Here is an 18,143-nt window from a genome sequence, read left to right as displayed (position 1 = left end):
GCCATGATCATGGTCGCCATGGGCGGACTCATGCTACGCAGAAACGCCCATCCGTGATTTTCCAAACGGACTCTCACCTCGCATCGTATGGAGCCGACGGTATCGCAACACGATGCGAGGTTGGATGAAATCGAGCTTGCATAATAAACACTGGGTAAAGACTACCTGATCAAGCTTGTGCTTCCGCAGCTTCGCAATGACTGCAGAAGATATGCAAGCTACCAACTCTACGAGTTTGCACATCGATAAAGTGTCGAGAAGTATTTTAGGCGCAAGACGCTAACACGATTGCTCGTGTTAGCGGTGCGTTGTATTCTACAACAACGGGAGTGAGTTCACGCATCAGTCGATGCGTGGGCGCCTGCCGCGGGCTTCATGCCGACAATTGTCGGGAATGGGAGAAGGGCAGGGACGTGCCGTCGCTCAGTGCATTCAGCAAGCGGTTCTGCAGGCGGGTCATCCAGGACGTGCCGGCCGACCTGGAAGCGATGGCATGCGAGGATCCGCTCGGTGTTCTTCGCCACCATGTTCCAAGGCTCATCGACGGCATCGGCCGATACGATGATGCGCGTGGGCCAGCCTATACCACTCGACCCTTCTTCTCAATTCCCGGCTCGCCGCCCGTGTCGCGGCTGCGCTCGGCCGACGGACACATCCCGTTCCACTTCGCCAAGAACATGGTCGAGGGCCGAACCGCGCAAGCGTTCGACGCGTATGCGCGCGGCAAAGGGCAGGGGCTTGAACCGGATGCGCCGGGCGAGGGGCTGGCGAAGGCGCTCGACGTCGGGATCGATGGCGCGGCGAAGGACGCCTATATGCGCGGGCATGGTGGCCAGGGCGGCGGACCCGCCGATGGCTGGACGAACCTGCGGGATCCGGCCGACTGGAATGTCGTCGAGACGTTTGAACGCGATCGCCGTCCGCACCCGGAGGGCAACCCGCCCGGGATCAGCATCTTCTACGCTCGCGCCCCGGCCTTGTTCGACGAGATTGCGCGAGATGCCGAGTGCCCTGCGGGCCTGCGAAAGGCGATTGCCAAGGAACAGAAGCGTGTCGCGGCGGGCAGACCGCTGTCGAATCGCAAGGCGCGCGACGGTGTTCGGTGGATCGATGCGCGCGCGTTCGACGTCTATGCCTGGATCAAGACCCAAGACCATTGGCCGGATACGGTCGACAAGACTACCCGGCCGGCTCGGGTATCGGAAGGCCGCGCGGTGCAGACTCATTTGGCGGGCGAAGGCGAGTATCATGCCGATCTGGGCGCGGATGCTTGCGCCCGGATACAGGCCGGCATGATCGACCTCGTCCAGCGCCAGCGCAATCCTGCCAGCACGGACGAGCCGGGCTGGTTCATTCCGATGACGATCTGCGACCATATGCCTGACGGGCTCAACGATCCGCTGAACGACCATTTCCACTGGTTGATGGGGACGAGGCAGGCTCGCTATCTGGAGGACGGCAGCCTCGAATTCGAAGCGAACAAGGTCGGTGCTATCACCCGCGACGGATGGATCGACGTCATGCGCGAGGAGGTTGCGCGCCTGACCAACATCGAACTGGCCACGATCGATGCCGATGTCCGATATCATCCGGGCACCTTGGCCGAGATGGGCATCGATGCAACCGCGCAGCGCAAGATGCATGGCCGGCGTACCGTGCTGGAGCGAGCAGGATTCAGCACCGAGCGGGGGCTCTCCAACGACGTCGAAGGCTGGCGTCGCGTGTTCGCGGCTGCCGCCACCAACCATGCCGCCGAGCTGGGCGCGATCGATCGTGCGCTGCCCGCGCCGGACCCGAACCACGAGCGCGCACGCGCGGCAAAGGTCGAGGCGGTTGAGCTGCGGCACGAGGCTGCCCAGATCCAGATCCTGATTGATATGTCGCGAAGCCGCGCCGCGCGAACCGCGCGCTTTGCCCCCGAATATGCCACGGTGACGACGTCGCCGCGCGCGGTCGCCGGATGGACGGAACGGGGTAGGGAAGCAGAGCGGCATCTGCAGGCGCTCGATCTCGAACTGAAGCTGGAGCAAGAAGCGGTGGCGGACCGCGTAGCCCGGGCGGCGCGGATGGAGATCGAGGCGATCGAGCTATTGGCGAGGAGCGCCCTGTCGGCAGATAATGCAAAGCGCTTAGAGCCTGTCGACATGCACGAGCACATGACGGTGCCGACCGTGACCCCGACACACCGGGCCATCGACCTTATCGCCAAGGCCCCCCTCCTCGTAAGCGGAGGCGAGCACGGGCTCGCGATTGATCCACGCGATGACCCGGACGATCTGGTTCGCGGCGTCGATCTTGGCGGTGGCCGCGAGCAGAGGCGTCTGGCCGGTATTCGCGCCGCGCAGCAGCGCGAGCTTGCACAGGTGCAAGCCTTCGCCCGGCGCCACGGAGCCGCGTCGCTGTTCGATGAGACGTGCGATACCCACAGCGCGTGGTTCGGGCAGGCGGTGCGCAAATGGCGCGATACGCCGGTCATGGAGCGGCATCTCGCCAAACTCGAAACGCGGATCATGCATGAACGTCAGGTCGATGCCCGCGAGCGGTACGGACGCCGCACTGCACGCGCTGCTAGCGAAATCATCGAGCTCGACGAACTGCCGTCGTTGGCAGACGTGCCGTTCCTGGCGGACATCTGGGATATCGGCGATGACCGCCTCGAACCTACGGGTCTTCGCGAAGAACAGGTCGTTCGAGGTCCTGCCGAAGATACGCCGGCCCCGGCGCTACCGGCCCAGGACAAGCCATCCGCACCCTCTCCGCCGTCTAGGCCTGAGATCGTCTGGACGCAACTCGAACGGGATCACCGCGATCACATTGAATGGCGGGCGGAGCGTCATCGGGTCGACGTTGCCCAGGAGATCGACCGGGCTCTCATCGAGCGGGTCGGCGACGGCGATGCTATTACGCCCTATGCCGCGCGCCTTATCGAGAAGGTCGGCAAGGGCTTTGATCCGGCGCGTGTTGGAAGCAGAATAGGCCCCGTCGGTCCGACGCTTGATCAGCGCGATGCCGCCGAGATGGCGGTCCTGTCGCGTCATCCAAAATTCCGCGCGTACCTCGAAACTGCTCGTCGGTCCGATCCGAAGACCGCAAGGCTCGTGGCCGCCGCGCCGCCTGCGACAACCGGTCCTGATTTCCTCGGCAGGGTCGCGGTCACGCACGGCCGCATAGGGTTCGGTGCCGCGGCACCCACCGCTCCCGGTAATCAGTCCCCCTTGCGCACGCCGCTGGAATGGGCCCGGGACACGGTCGCGGTCATTGCCGAGCGTGGGATGCCGCTCAGCCGGCGGGACGGGCTCGTTGGTTTGCACGACGGCGATGTGTTGCGGTTTTCGAACTATAATTATCTCGGGCTCCTGCACCTCGAGATCCAGCACGCGCTCGATGTTCAGCGCAGGATCCAGGCCGAAGTCGAGCGTGAAATCCTGTCACGCGTCCGGACCGGCGCGCTGAAGGTCGAAGCCAGCATCAAGCAGGATGCCCGATCCCTCGACGTGCGCACGCATGTGAGACTGATCGGCGGAACGCCCGAAGACCGCGCATTCGTCGATCTGCGGCAGTTCGATGCCGGTTTCTATTTCCGCAGCCGGGAAGCGGCTGCCGGATTGCCGGCGCCCGCGCTGCGGCATGACAGCGCTGTTGTACGCGCATGGCTTACCGCCAGCGACGAAGGCGCGGCCGCGCCGGTGGTCGACCTGCTCGCCCAGCAGGTCCGCGCGCTTGCGGGCGGGGTGGGCACGGCGGGCATGACCGATGGGGATGCGCGCGCGCTCGGCGCACTACTGAAGCCGCCGCCTGCCGCCATCACACCCAGCCGTAAACTTCGCGGTCCGCGCAGTCGCTTGCCCCTTCATCCCGGGCGTCTCGATCCGTCGCGCTGACGTCGCGATGGCATAGTCGCGGGGCGCTCCGCCGGATTCCCACGAACCGACCCCTTTTTGACCGTCGTCGGAAAATGCCCGCGGCAGCGGGATGCGCACGCACAGGGTGAAGAGGGGAGCAGAAGCGAAAAGGGGTGATTGAAGGGGTGAAGAGGAAAATTGGAAAGGCGCCGACAGGTGCCAAGACAGTTTTCTTTTCATTCCTTCGATCCGTGCACGCGACCGCGTGCACGTCCATCTCAAGGAGATGTATCATGCGGTCTTTCCACCCGCAGCGCCCGAGCGACGAGCATTCGGGCGACAATATCGTCGTGTTCGACATCGAATCGATCGTCGAAGACGAACCCGCCGACGGCAGCTTCCCCAAATGGCCGCTCCACCGACCGGTCGTGGCGACTGTCCTGTCCGCATCGCTGCGGGACGCGAAGTACGCGTTTGAGCTGACCAGCGTCGTGTGCGAACCGGGAAACGAAAGCGCGTTCTATGCGGCGGTGGATGCCCTGATCCCGATCGGGGTAACGAGCATCGGTTTCAATTCGCGTGGCTATGACCTGCCGGCGCTGCAACTCGGCGCGATCTCCGAGCGGCGCTTCGATCTCGGCGGGCTTTCGCATCATGCGCGTGCGCATCGGTTCGGCCGCGACCACTGCGACTTAGCCGAAATGTACTCGCTCTATGGTGGCACCAAGCGGCCGAGCCTCGCCGAGATCTGCGATCGGCTGGGTATCCCGGTTAAGACCTCCGTCCATGGCAGCGATGTCGGTGCGCTGTGGAGAGCGGGGGACGTCGATGCGATCGCGCGCTATTGCGAGGAGGATGTCGCGGCGACCTACTGCGCCTGGCTCGCATGGCATGCCTGGCGACACAGTGACGCGGCGCTGATGAGCAGACCGCTCGCCGCCTTCGCGCACTGGATCGAGGGGGCACCCGAGCGTCCGCACCTCATACAGTTTGCGCAAAGTCCGAGCGCTGCCTGGGCACGGCCGCGCGCGGTGGCGTTCGACGTAGCGGCCGCGCTGAAAGCGGCGGAACGCCGCGTTCAGATCGCCGCCGACGAACGCGTGTTCAGCGGCGAACGTCCGATCCTCTGAACGTCTGACCCCGACCGGATCTCCGGTCGATCCTCACCATCGAAAATCCCACCATCGCGCGTCTCGCACTGCCGGTCTTCGCCGGCGGTGGGTCGACGCGCGTCCATTCAAGGACATCATCATGACCAAGACCTGCCGTTTCGTGACCCTCGCGGTCGCGACCGTCGATGCGCCTGCCTCCGTCGGCGGCAAGTTTCCACTCATGTCGCATCTGGCTAGCTTCGCCCTGCTCATCGCGGAACGCGAAGGCGAGGGGGCGTGGGCCTTCTCGCTCGAACGTCACGCCATCGCGGCCGGTGACGGCGAGGACGCATTGCTCAAATGGGCGACGCACGTAATGCCGAAGGCCGGCACGGTGCTCGGCTGGCAACTCGCAGATCGCATTATAGCGCCGCTGCTCGATGCCGGCACGATTGGCGACCCAGAGATCGGGCGCGCGTTTCTAGACCGGCTGATGACGCTCGTGACGATGCCGAGCATTGATCTGGCGATCCACCATGGGGGCGCTGGTGCGCCCGACCTTGCAAGCGTCTGCGCTGAGCAGGGCATCGTTCTCACGCCACTGTCGGCAGGGGAGATCGAAAGCGCCTGGGCGTTCGGCGATCTTCCGTCGCTGAACGCCCATGTCGCGCGGGAAGCCATTGCGGTTTGGCAACTGTGGCTCGCCGAAAGCAATGGGAAGGCCATGGCCGCCAGCGAAGCGTTCGCTTCGTGGCTGGCGGGACGAACTCGCCCGTAGGCGAATGCTGGGTGCGACACGCTGAACCCGTCCGGACGTCATCGTCCGGACGGCCGCGATCGCCGGCCATTTTAAAAATCCCAATCACGATATCCCGCGGCAGGTCGCCGCTGGACCACCGGCCGTGTTCCGGTCCAACCAAGGAGACTAATCATGAGCATCCATCAGGATCGTCCGTTCAACACCCGCTACGTCATTTGGAATACCATCAACGCATACGGCGAGGACATGCGCTCTACGCATCGCACCGCGAAATGCTCGTACTGGTACATCAACAGGCTGCACGGGATCGACGAGGTGGGGCCGACGCCGAATTATACTGCCCGACAGGATCTCGTCGATCGCGGTCGCTGCGGGCCGGGCCGTGCCAACGACCCGGCGCTCGAGGGGATCAAGCTGTGGGAGATGATGGATCAGATTGCCAAGATCTATCGCCCGACCGAAGCGACGCTCGCCCACTGTGTCGCCTCGCTGCCGATCCACGAGACGCCCGCCACCTGGCGCGAGATCGTCGAGGGTTTTTGTGACGATCATTTATCGACGCAGGGCATGATCACGGATTGGGCGATCCACGCCCAGTCGGAAGGCGAGGGCAAACGGGAGATCCTCCCGCATGTCCACATGCTGGTCACGGCGCGCGTGTATGATCGCACGCACGCCGATTTCGGGCGTCGTCGGCAGAACTGGTTGCGTACGCCCAACGCGTGCAAGTCGCTCGCGGAAAAATGGTATCCGCTCGTTGATCTTTATCCGGCCACGATGGGAGTACCTTTGCGGAAGTTGGCGGCCTGATGATGAAGCCCACCGCCCCATGCGGACGGTGGGCTTAACATCCGCCGCCACGCTACTCGCCATGCAAACAGAAAGAGCCAAGTCTATATTCATCGTCAGCATATTTCCGGTGACCGGAAGAACGGAGTCTAGGCCGTGAAGCTAGAGACACTTTCAGAACAATCTATTTGGCGATAACGCTAACTCCGCGCTTGAGAGGTGGCGCCACGGCGTGTTCACCACGCGCAGGTAGCCTGCCCCGCGTCCCAACCGGTTCAGGACTATACCCGGTACGCCATCGTCGTTCTCAAATGGGCTCGCCGGCTGTTCGGCGACATCGTCGGACGTGGCATAATCGGTCAATGGTCGGCAAATTCTGTTATGGCGGGCGGCCGTCTGTCGACGCTGGTGGCCGGCATCTTAATATTCGCGGATATCGCTCCGTCATTTCGCGAGGCGGTCAGCGCGCGGACACCACCGCACTTGCCTGCGGCGCGTCACGCAACTGCAGGAATAGGCGGTAGTCCGAGCCCACATGCGTCGTGATGTCGCTCGCAATAAATCCATCCGGGACTTCCTGCGACGTGCGGAAATCCTCCGTCGCGCTGAGCGCCTTAATGAGAAAGAGGCGGTCGCCTGCCAAAGTGCAGGTCTTGCCCCGCGCGCAGGTCAATCGACGGATGTCGGGCAAGCGCACGATGATCGCGAGCGGGGTCCAGCTTGAGACCTCGTCGTCCCGCACGACGCGGAAACGCAGCGGACCATAAGCAAGCGCTCCGAGCGCCTCGGCGGGAATGAAGGTGACGATGCCGGTCGTCGGATCTTGCAAATCGTAGCCTTTGCCGATCTGCAGCAGCGCGCTCGCCCGGCCATCGACCGTGCCGATTTCGACCGTCTCCCGCCCGGTCAGCGTCGCTGTCCCGCCCGGGTGGAAAGCGAAAGTGAGCTGCGCATCCTGTGCGAACACGCCCTGCGTAATGAGTGTGATCGGCAGCAGGCCCGGGTGCGGCGCTGCCTTTGCCGTGACCCCGACCAGCACGACCGTCGGCGCGGCCGAAGCGACCGTGATCGCGAGGGTTCGGTGCCGGTTGCGAGTCAAGGCGATGTCGGCGGTTGCGGTCTGATCGGCCACGAGCGCGGTGGTCGGATCGCTGGTGTGCAGCGTCAGGCGATCCTGCTTGCCGACCCGGGCCAACGCACCTGGATGGAACGCCACCGGACCGAGGGTCAGGCCCTCGACCTGGTCGAGCCGGGTGCCCGTCAAGACCGCTTCCTGTTCGGTCGCACGGAAGCTCAACGTGTCGATGCTCGCAGCTTCCTGGAGGGCGCGCATCGTCACCATCGCAGGGCTCGGTCGCCCGACGCCGTCGATCAGCAATGCGACCGGACCCGGCTGTGCGGTCTCCAGTGGGACCGTCGCCACGATCGCTCTTGGCCCGGACTGTTTCCAGGTCAGTGGCTGGACGGCGCCGTCGCGGCCACGCAGGGCCACCTGCGTAACGCAGCCAACGCCATCGCCGAGCAATGTCACTGCATTGGCGCGGCCCACGACAAGCGAGGTGTCGGCGGCCACGCGCCACGCGCCGAGATCGGGGCCGGACAGCGCGAACTGCGGACCATCGAACGGCAGGAAGCCCCAAGTGCCGTGGACCTGCGCTTCGACGCGTGCACCGAACCCGCCAGAGGGCATGGGGCCATCGACAACGAAGCCACCGGCGCTGGGGTCGGCGCGGAGCGGTACCGCCGCCTGGGTTCCGTTCGCCTGCTTGAAGCGTAGCGTAAGATCATGCGCAAAGCCGGTTGCATAGACCAGCGGCGCCCCCTCGACCGGTAACACCAGCCCCGGCGTGGCGCACAGCGTGTTGCCAGGCGCCGTGCTGGTAAGCGGTGGTGGCTTGGGGGCCTCGACCAAGGGCAACGCCACGACCATCACAGAGGTCGGTTTGGAGAAAGACAGGGGGGTGTTGAGCAACACGGTCACCTGTCCATCGCGCAACTGCGATAGCGCGGGAATGAACTTCAGCTGGGTCGACTGAAATGCGCCGAACAGCCGGAAGACATCACGGACGACGCCGATATAGGAACTATAGGCGCCATAGCCGGCCTGCGGCGTGGCGCTCAATTGCAACGCAAGGTCGGTCGGAGTGCCGGTCACGGTGTCGGCCAAGGCCGAGCTGTGCGAATCGGCCAGCACCAGCGTTTCGCGGTCGCCCGACAGGCACGCCGCCTGCACTTGCGCGACCTGTTGCAGACATTCCGCCTTCAACTTGATCGCCAGGCTGCGCGTCAGCACCGGCGATATGGCCGCGACGCTCTCGGGGCTTTTGCGTTCGGCCTGCTGCAGCCCCTGTAGAAACGCGTCGAGCCGCGCGCGATCGAGCGAGGCCTGGTCGAGTTCCTGCACCGCGCGAACGAAGGCGCCGGGCTGCTTGCGGATCGTGCCGATGATCGCTTTCGCGCTGCCCCCGCTTTCGGGCGAAATGAACAGAACGACTTGCTGTGCGCCCTTGGGCACGGTCAGCGTCATCTGGTCGCCCTTCGGCTTCCAGCTCTGGGATTCGTGGAACCAGCCGGTGGGCGGGCGGTCGATCGCGCCGCGCAGGAAAGCGGATACGACACGGTAGCGCTCGCTCGCGCCCGGTGGCAGATCGAGCTTCACCGATATGCGGTCGCCTTCGGCGAGATTGGGGACGCGTTCGAGCGGAAGCGTGATGCCGTCATGGGTGACGCTCACCTCCAGGTGCGGCCCGATCAGATCAAATGATGACGAGGCGGCGTGCGCTGGCAGCACGGTCGCCAGCAGGCCCGGCAGCAGGAGAAAACGCAAACGGCGGGTCACGGGAGGTCTCATTCGTCGACAGAGGCAGAGGTTTTCACCGCCGGCAAAAAGGGTTTTGCCAGACCGTGATACAGGCGCTCGCGCGACACCAAAGCGCTGACGCCATCAGCGATCAACGCCGTCGCGAACAGCGGCACGATCATCCCGCGACTGGCGGTGGCTTCGCTGATGATGATGACGGCCGTGAGCGGCGCGCGCACCACCCCGGTGAAATAGGCGACCATGCCGAGCAGCACGACCGCGCCTGCCGGGTTCCCTGGAAAGATCGGCGTTAGCAGATTGCCGACCCCGGCGCCTACTGCCAGCGACGGCGCGAAAATCCCGCCCGGCGTGCCGCTGAGCGTCGTCGCCAGCGTCGCCAGTGCCTTGGCCGGGCCGAACCACAGGGTCGCGCCCGTGCCCTCTACCAGCGAGCGGGTGGTCTCATAGCCGGTGCCCCAGGTTCCGCCGCCTGTGACGATGCCGAGAACCGCGACGATGAGGCCGCAGCTCCCGGCAAACAGGATGGGACGCGAGCGCAGACGCTTGAGCAGGGGGTGCGTCGGAGCGGCGAACGAGAGCACCAGGCGCGTGAACAGCCCACCGGCGAGCCCGCCGAGGATTCCCGCGACCGGGCAGATGACGAGCATCGCCGCGACCGCCAGCGTCTGGCGCATCGCGCCGAAATAGACATAGTCGCCGGCGATGCCGAGGCTGATCAGACCGGCGATCATCACCGCCGCCATCACCAGCACCGCCACTTTCTGCTCATAGGCGGACGCCAGTTCCTCGATCGCGAAAGCAACGCCGGCAAGCGGCGTGTTGAACGCCGCGGCCACGCCGGCCGCGCCGCCCGCGATCAGCACGCCAGCGGTGATCGGCACGCGGAACAGGCGGTGGACCATGACCATGAGGGCGGCACTGATCTGCACCGTGGGCCCTTCGCGACCAACCGAAGCGCCGGCGAACAGCATGGTGATCGTCAAACCGAATTTGGCGGCCGCGGTACGCATCGAAACGAGCGGTCCACGCGAGGAAGCTTCCGGCGCGCGGGTCGACGCGATGACCTGCGGTATGCCCGAGCCGCGCGCGTCGGGTGCCCAGCGCGCGGTCAGGAACATCACGCCGGCGAACAAGGCGGGCGTCGTCACCAGCGGTGCATAGGGCCACAGCGCGACGAGGCGCGCAAAGCCGTGCTGTGCCAGATCACCCGCCTTGGCAAAACCGAGCGCGACCAGCCCCAACAGCACCGCGCCGACGCCGGTCGCGACGCGGCGGCGCAAAACCACGAGCGACGGATCGATGTGGCTCGCACGGCGCCGACGCCAATACGCCGCCAGGCGGTGTAGATCGTCGGAAGAAAGAAAGCGTGCAATGGTCAACGATAGCCGATCGAGAGCGTTGCCGCCGCTGTTACGATCACGATCACCACCAGCAACGCGCCCATCCGGGCATAATCGGTGAAGCGATAGCCGCCCGGCCCCATCACCAGCAAGTTGTTCTGATGGCCGATCGGGGTGAGAAAATCCGACGATGCGCCGATCAGCACCGCGAGCAGCGCCGCATCGGCGCTGATGCCGAGCAAATGCGCGGCATCGATCGCGAGCGGCCCCATGATGATCGCGGTCGCGACATTGTTGAGGAAGATCGAGAGCAGCATCGTCACGCTGCACAAGGCGGCGATCACCCAGAACAGAGGCAGGCCGGCGAGTGTCGTTCCCAGCCAGTGTGCGGCGATCTCGGCCGCGCCGCTGGTTTCGAAGCTCTGCCCGACCGGGATCATCGCCGCGAGCAGGACGATCACACTCCAGTCGATCGAGCGGTAGATGTCCTCGCTGGGGATCAGCCGCGTCGCCGCCAGGATCACCGCAGCGGCGAGGAAGGCGAGCGCCGGCGGGGCGCCGAAGGCGACGATCGCGACGATCGAGGCGAAGAAAATGCCGGCGATCGGCAGGGCGCGGCGTCTAGCGAGCGGGACCATGTCGAGCCGGTCGATCTCGAGCAGGCGCGCGCTGCCGACGAACGTGGCGAGGTCTGCGGGCTTGCCGCGGACGTAGAGCTGATCGCCGGCTTCGATCCTGAGCATCGACAGCGGCACCTTGCGCCTTGCCGCGCGGGGACCGACTGCGACGACCCGCACCCGCTCGGCGCTGCGGATCCGCACCGCCTCGTGTGACAAGCCAATCAGAAACGAACCGTGCGCGACCGCAACGCGTGCGGTGACCGCGTCGGGACTCTGCTCCGGATCGGTATCGGCGTGGAGACCGGTCGCCGTCGCGGTGACCCATTGCTGCTGGCGCGACACGACCAGCAGGCGATCCCCGGCAAGGATTGCGGCATCACGGTCCGCGGGCACGCGAACGCCATCGCGGAACAGCGCGAGCATCCGCACCGATGCGGCGCGCAATTTCGGAAGGATGCTCGCCACTGGGAGAGCGCGCTCGGCCGCGAGCTCATAGACCCGCCAAGGAGGACGGGCCGCACGCCGTGCGGTTTCGCGGATCGGCAGCAGCCGCCATCCGACCAAAGCGAGATAGACCAACCCGAGCAACGCGACCGCCGTGCCGACCGGGGCCATCGTGAAGAAGCCGAATGGCGCGCCGAGTTCCTTTTCGCGCACCGACGACAGGATGAGGTTGGCGGGCGTGCCGATCAGCGTCGTCATCCCGCCAAGGATCGTCGCGAAGGCCAGCGGCATCAGCGTGGCGGCGGGCGGCCGTTTGGCGGTGCGCGCGATCTCGGCCGCAATCGGCATGGTGATGACCAAGGCGGCGATGTTGTTCATGAAAGCCGAAAGGAATGCGCCGACGACCAGCAGCATTGCCAACCGCACGGTGAAACCGGCCCGCGTAGGGATGAGGACGCGGGCAACGCCCGCGGCGATCCCCGACAGCTCGATCGCGCGGCCAACCACCAGGATCGCGGCGACGGCGAGCACTGCAGGGTCAGCGAAACCGGCAAAGGCATCGGCCGGCTTGGTGAGGCCGAGCGCGACGCAGGCGAACAAGGCGATAAGCGCGACGAGATCGTGCCGCACTTTTTCCGAGACGAACAGGATCAGCGCGCCGACTAGGATCAGCGCGCTGAGCAGGGCAGGGGTCATGCGTCCCCACTCGAGGGGTTCGACGGGCCCGAGCGCCAGCGGATCACGCGTTCGATCGTGCCGCCCTGGACGATTACCGAGAACAGCACGACGATGTAGGTCGCCGCCAGCGCGTATGAGCGCGCGGGGCCGCTGGGCAATCCAAGCGCCAGTGCGACCGAAATGCCGCCGCGCAAGCCGCCCCAGATGAGCGTTATCGGCGCTAGCTTCCCGAGCGACAGGAATGGCCGCATCACGGCGAGTGGCCCCACCACCGAGATGCCGCGCGCGATCAGCACGAGCGGGATCGATGCGAGGCCGAGCACGATCAGCCGGCCGTCGCTGGGGATCGTCACCACCTCAAGTCCGATCAGCAGGAACAACACGGCATTGAGAATATCGTCGATCAGCGCCCAGAATTTTATCAGATAATCGCTAGTGGTGTCGCTCATCGCATGTGCGACGCCCTGGTTGCCGATGATGAGGCCGGCGACCGCCATCGCCACGGGCCCGCTGACATGGAGCTGGCTGGCAAGCGCATAGCCACCCATCACCACTGCCAGGCTGATCATCACCTCGACCTTGTAATCGTCGATCGAATGCATCGCGCGATAGGCGAGCCAGCCGGTCGCCAGGCCAAGCAGGATGCCGCCGCCCGCCTCGACGGCGAACAATTTGGCGGCGTCGGGCACCGACAGCGGCTGGCCGCTTAGTGCCGCCGCGAGGATGATCGCAAACACGACCACGCCGACCCCGTCGTTGAACAGGCTTTCACCGGCCACTGTCGCCTGCAACGTCGGCGGAACGGCGGCTTCCTTCATGATGCCCATCACCGCGACCGGATCGGTCGGGCTGATCAGCGCGCCGAACACCAGGCACCAGGCGATCGGAATGGCGACGCCGAGCCAGCCGGCGATCAGTTGAAAACCGAGGCCGATCAATGCGGTCGAGAGGATCACACCGATCGTGCTGAGGACCACGATCGGCCAGCGCCCTCGCCGCATCTCGCTCCAGTCGACGTGGAGCGCGCCGGCAAACAGCAGGAACGACAGCATCCCGTCCATCAGCGTGGTGTGAAAATCGATTCCCGCTATGAAGCGCACGATGTCATGGCTGACCGCGCTCCCCGGCAGCATCCGGTCGATGCCGACGACGATCAGCGAGGCAACCGCGCCCATCACGGTCAGCGCGATCGACTGGGGCAGCTTGAGGAAGCGCCGGTTGAGATAGCCGAGGGTGGCAGCCAGCACGATCAGGATTGCGGCGGCGTCGAACGGGGTGATTGCTAGGGCGCTCATTGGCTGGCGGCTTTCAGGGTGACGATCTGGCCAGCCGCGGGGGCGGGGACGGCGCGCATGCCATTGGCGCGCAGCAGCTTCGCGATGGCGAGCGCGCGGCGCTCATTAAGCTTGGGCTTGGCAGGCGGCTTGGCGCCGTCGGGGAGACCCGGCACCGCGAGCTCGGCGATGTTCCAGCGGCGCGCTTCCCAGATCGAAAGGAGCACTGCGTCATGCGCGGCCAGGTCGAGCGTATCGACATTGTTGGCGAAGCGGACCGCGGGGAGCTGGCCGAGCGGGGGTACGATCGTGATCTGCCAGCCCTGCGCGGCGAGCGACGCGCGTTGCTCGAGCACGCGGAAGGCGTCGGGGCCCGCGCCAGGCAGCGGCACGGCGGTGGCGGCCGCTCGATGATGGTCGCGGTCGAGCGTCACACCGTCATTGGGGACGCCGGCAGCGAGCGCCACCAGACCGACGACGCGCGCCGCCTCGGCGTCTTCGGCGGCGGCGCTGTCGGACGCCTGGCGCAGTTCTGCACGCTGGGTCTCGAGCGCCCCCGCCGACGGATCGAGCAGCACCTGATCGAGCTGGAGCTTGACCGGCTGGTCGAGGCGCTTGGCGAGGTCCGCTTGCATCGCGGGACTACTCTTCGCGTTGGTGCGCGGGGCGATCACCACCGAGCGCACGACGATCGGAGTGCGGTCGAAATCAATGTCGAGCTGCGTCACGCGCGCGCTGGCGCCGAAGGCGGTGTTGAGGAACGAGCGGATCTGGGTTGCGATCACGGTCTCGCGCGCGATCCGGCCGAGCGAAATCGCGAGCGGGATGCCCATTGCGACGAATACGAATGCCAGCACGATCGTTTGCGCCCAACTCTGCGTACCCGAGAGATAATGGCCGAAGCCGTAAAAACGCGCCAACACCGTCGCCGCGAGCGCGATCGTCAGGAAGTTGGTCGCGAACAGCGCGAGCGCGCCCCCGAGGACCGCCATATTACCGGTGGCAAGTCCGTAACCGACGACCGCGAGCGGCGGCATCAGCGCCGTGGCGATGGCAACGCCGACGATCGTTTCACCGCGCCCGCGAATGATCGCGAAGGTGCCAGCGAGCGCGGCGAACAGAGCGACAAGCAAATCGAACAGGTTGGGACGCGTGCGTGCGAGAATCTCGGCGGTCGGCGCCTTGAGCGGCGACGCCAGCACGATCAGCGCGGTGAACGCGACCGCGGCCGCGGCACCGATCACCAGAGCGGTCAGCGAACGCCGCATCTCGCGGAAATCGAACAGCGCCAGGCTGAAACCCAGCCCCAGGATCGGATTCATCAACGGCGAGATCAGCATTGCGCCGATCACGACGGCTGGCGACGACAGCAACAGTCCCAGCACGGCGATTCCCGCCGACATCAGCGTCATGAAGGCATAGCGGTTGGACCAGCCGCTCTCCTCGACGATACGGGCGACGACGCGCTCGTGATCGATGGGCGCGACCACCGTCACCCGCCACCAGCGGTACAGCGCGAAATGCTCGAGGCGAGGGCTGGCCGCCCGTTCGGCGGCTCCGGTCGACGGGAAATCGGGCATTTCGAAACATCTCCGGACAGGCAATCACACAGCATGGCCCGACGGCGCGCCACATGCGGACCGGCTACGCCTGTTTACGCAAAACGCGGCGGGGGTGATAAAGACCGCGCCAATAGCTATACGGAACGATACGAGTGGTGAGGTTTTAATTTGCGATAGGTTCGAGTGCGCCCCGGACGCGCCCTTTTCCCCGAACGAAAGACAGCTCATGAAATGCGATCCGGCGCCGAGCGAGCAGTTCGGGCTACCCGAATGACCTTCGGCCACTGATGAAAAGCTGGTTCCTGCGCGTCGGCGACAAGCTCAGCGCGAGCTATTGGTTCGTGCCGACGATCATGGCGTTTGCCGCAGTGGTGCTGGCGATGGCGATGATCGCGCTCGACGGCTATGCGGGCTCGGCCTGGATGCAGCACGTCAGCTGGCTCTACGCCGCGCACCCCAATGGCGCGCGGCAGATGCTATCGTCGATCGGCGGCTCGATGATCACCGTGGCGGGTACGGTGTTTTCGGTGACGATCGCCGCGGTGGTTTATGCTTCGGGGCAATATGGCCCGCGGCTGCTGACCAATTTCATGCGCGACCGCGGCAATCAGGTCACCCTCGGTACATTCATCGCGACCTTCCTCTATTGTCTGGTCGTGCTACGCACGATCCGCTCGGCCAACGAGAGCGGCGGGTACAGCTTTGTGCCCAATATTGCGTTGCTGGTTGCAGTCGCGCTGGCGATCTGCTCGATCGCGGTGCTGATCTTCTTCATCCACCATGTCCCCAGCAAGATTCACATTAACAGCGTGATTGAGGACATCGGCGAACGGCTTATCCTCGAGATCGGCCATCGCTTTCCGCGCTTCATCGGCACGCCGCTCGCGCACGGCGCGGGGGCGGCGCGCATTCCCGCTACCTTCCGCAAGGATGCAAGCAGCGAGGACGCTAACCGGCGGATGCTGATCGCCGCCAAGCGCACCGGCTATATCGAGCTGATCGACGGCGACACGCTTATCGACCAGGCGCGCAAGCATGATCTGGTGCTGCGGCTGCAATATCAGCCAGGCGACTTCACCCATGTCGGCCGTACGCTGGTCGAGGCATGGCCGCCCGAGCGCTGCGATGACGAAGCCGCGCATGTCATTCGCGATGCCTTCTCGGTCAGTTCGCGGAGATCGGCCCTGCAGGATCTGCGCTTCATGATTGACGAACTGGTGGAGATCGCCGCTCGCGCGCTTTCGCCCGGGGTCAACGATCCGTTCACGGCGGTCACGTGCATGGATTGGCTCGGTGCTGCGCTCTCAGACATGGCCGGGCGCGAACTCCCATCGCATCTGCGCGTCGACGATGATGGCATGTTGCGCGTGATCGCGCATCCCGAGACATTTGACGGGTTCATGGATCGATCGTTCGGGGCGCTGGCGCAATACAGCGCGGCCGACATGGTCGCGGCGTTGCGCTTCATCCGCGCGCTCGGCGAAGTGTCGCTCGACTGTGACGATCCCGACCGCCTTGCCCTAATTGCCGGTTATGCCGACAAACTCGAGATACTCGCCGAAAATGCACTCGGCGGGTTCAATCTCGAACGGATCAAGCAGCGTGCCGAAGAATTGCGCCATGCACTGCGCGAACCCGACTATAAGCGCCGCTTGCGCGATAGTGCCGCTTGGCTCGGCGGGACTGCATGACGAGGCCATAACCGCATGATCGTTGCTATTGCCATTCTCGCCGCCGTCGCGGTCACGACACTGCTGACGTTCAGTCGGTTCGCCAAATCGACCGCCTGGCGCGCGACGGTGACGCCGCTCGCCTCGATTATCGGGTCGGGCTTCCTCATCTGCGGGCCGCTGCTCGCCCGAGAGTTCGGCTCGGCCGCGATCCTCGCCATGGCCGCGTTGCTCGCGATCGCTTATGCGGTAGGCGCGGTGATCCGCTTCAATATTATCCATGTCGAGAACATCGCGCCCAAGCTGTCGCTTAACGATCCGATGGCTTGGGCGATGCGCGCGGCACAGGTGATGCTCGCGATCGCCTATGCCGTGTCGGTCGCTTACTATCTCAAGCTGCTCGCCGAATTCACCATGAAGCCACTGGGCGTCACGCCGCACTGGCATGGGCTAACCGCCAATATCCTCGTGACGGTGATCATCCTCGTGCTCACCGCGCTGACCTTCTCGGGCGACATTCGTAAGATCGAACATGCCGCGCATGCCAGCGTCTCGGTCAAGCTCGGCATTATCGCCGGGCTGCTCGCCGGTCTTGCTCTGTGGTGGTCGACGCGGACCGGCGCGCCGCTCGATCTCCCGCCGACGCGGCTATCGTGGGGCGGAATACCGATGCTGCTCGGGCTGTTGATTACAGTGCAGGGGTTCGAGACGTCGCGTTACATGGGCGACAGTTATGATCAGGCAACGCGCGTCAAGACGATGCGCTATGCACAGTGGCTGTCCTCGGCGATCTACCTTGCGTTCCTTGCTTTGCTCACCCCGTTTCTCAGTCGGGCGCAGCACGCAGAGGGCGTGGCGGGGATCCTCGACATAATGAAGTTGGTCGCGCCGGCACTCGGCATTTTCGTACTGATCGGGGCGGTGTCGAGCCAATTGAGCGCGGCGATCGCGGATTCGATCGGCTCGGGTGGCTTGATGGTCGAAGTTTCGCGCCGTAAGCTTGGGGTGCGTGGCGCGTTCATTACCGCCAGCGCGCTGTCGATCGCGGTGGTGTGGCTGACCGATCCCTTCTCGGTGATCGCGCTGTCCTCACGCGCGTTCGCCATGTTCTACGCGATGCAGGCGGTGCTCGCGCTGTGGGTGTCGATCCGGACGGGGAAGGGGAGCGCGATAGCGCGGGCTGGCTTCGTCATCGTGGGGTTGGTTTGCCTCGTCGCCGCGCTGGCTGGGGCCCCTGCCGAAGGCTAAGCGC

General features: G+C 65.2%; 11 protein-coding genes. 6 read left to right on the top strand and 5 right to left on the bottom strand.

Going from position 1 to position 18,143, the window contains the following annotated elements:
• Window positions 1-329 precede the first annotated feature (329 nt).
• The 4 genes from QN347_RS07845 (at window position 330) to QN347_RS07830 (ending at window position 6,503) form a co-directional block, all read left to right on the top strand.
• On the top strand, window positions 330-3,881 hold the full coding sequence (locus tag QN347_RS07845) for a hypothetical protein (protein ID WP_323494007.1): 3,552 nt from the start codon (window positions 330-332) through the stop codon (window positions 3,879-3,881).
• A gap of 254 nt (window positions 3,882-4,135) precedes the next feature.
• Window positions 4,136-4,972 (top strand): hypothetical protein, encoded by an 837-nt coding sequence (locus tag QN347_RS07840; protein ID WP_322162226.1) that lies wholly within the window; start codon window positions 4,136-4,138, stop codon window positions 4,970-4,972.
• 121 nt (window positions 4,973-5,093) lie between these two features.
• Window positions 5,094-5,711 carry a hypothetical protein gene (locus QN347_RS07835; protein ID WP_322162228.1) on the top strand — a complete coding sequence of 206 codons (618 nt, stop codon included), beginning with the start codon at window positions 5,094-5,096 and terminating at the stop codon, window positions 5,709-5,711.
• A 153-nt stretch (window positions 5,712-5,864) separates the two neighbouring features.
• Entirely contained in the window at window positions 5,865-6,503 is a 639-nt protein-coding gene (locus QN347_RS07830) for a MobA/MobL family protein (RefSeq protein ID WP_322162230.1), read from the top strand.
• 439 nt (window positions 6,504-6,942) lie between these two features.
• Here QN347_RS07830 and QN347_RS07825 read toward each other — a convergent pair whose 3' ends face one another.
• The 5 genes from QN347_RS07825 to QN347_RS07805 are packed head-to-tail and all read right to left on the bottom strand — an operon-like array spanning window position 6,943 to window position 15,239.
• Complete coding sequence (locus tag QN347_RS07825; protein ID WP_322162232.1) at window positions 6,943-9,321, bottom strand: hypothetical protein; 2,379 nt, start codon at window positions 9,319-9,321, stop codon at window positions 6,943-6,945.
• A gap of 8 nt (window positions 9,322-9,329) precedes the next feature.
• The gene (locus QN347_RS07820) at window positions 9,330-10,682 is read right to left on the bottom strand and encodes a chloride channel protein (RefSeq protein ID WP_416194488.1); all 1,353 of its coding nucleotides are present in this window, start codon (window positions 10,680-10,682) and stop codon (window positions 9,330-9,332) included.
• Window positions 10,679-12,403: an SLC13 family permease gene (locus tag QN347_RS07815; protein ID WP_322162233.1), complete on the bottom strand. Its 1,725-nt coding sequence runs from the start codon at window positions 12,401-12,403 to the stop codon at window positions 10,679-10,681. The genes QN347_RS07820 and QN347_RS07815 overlap by 4 nt, the downstream gene beginning before the upstream one ends.
• The gene (locus tag QN347_RS07810) at window positions 12,400-13,680 is read right to left on the bottom strand and encodes a sodium:proton antiporter (protein ID WP_322162235.1); all 1,281 of its coding nucleotides are present in this window, start codon (window positions 13,678-13,680) and stop codon (window positions 12,400-12,402) included. The genes QN347_RS07815 and QN347_RS07810 overlap by 4 nt, the downstream gene beginning before the upstream one ends.
• The gene (locus tag QN347_RS07805) at window positions 13,677-15,239 is read right to left on the bottom strand and encodes a DUF389 domain-containing protein (protein WP_322162237.1); all 1,563 of its coding nucleotides are present in this window, start codon (window positions 15,237-15,239) and stop codon (window positions 13,677-13,679) included. The genes QN347_RS07810 and QN347_RS07805 overlap by 4 nt, the downstream gene beginning before the upstream one ends.
• Before the next feature lie 269 nt (window positions 15,240-15,508).
• Between QN347_RS07805 and QN347_RS07800 the strand changes: the two genes are divergently transcribed.
• Window positions 15,509-16,912, top strand: a complete 1,404-nt coding sequence (locus tag QN347_RS07800) for a DUF2254 domain-containing protein (RefSeq protein ID WP_322162238.1) — start codon at window positions 15,509-15,511, stop codon at window positions 16,910-16,912.
• Window positions 16,913-16,927: 15 nt separating this feature from the next.
• Entirely contained in the window at window positions 16,928-18,139 is a 1,212-nt protein-coding gene (locus QN347_RS07795; RefSeq protein ID WP_322162240.1) for a hypothetical protein, read from the top strand.
• Window positions 18,140-18,143: the final 4 nt, after the last annotated feature.

The sequence above is a fragment of the Sphingomonas sp. 10B4 genome (assembly GCF_035019905.1).
Taxonomy (GTDB): domain Bacteria; phylum Pseudomonadota; class Alphaproteobacteria; order Sphingomonadales; family Sphingomonadaceae; genus Sphingomonas; species Sphingomonas glacialis.
This window is presented reverse-complemented; position numbering and strand designations above follow the sequence as displayed.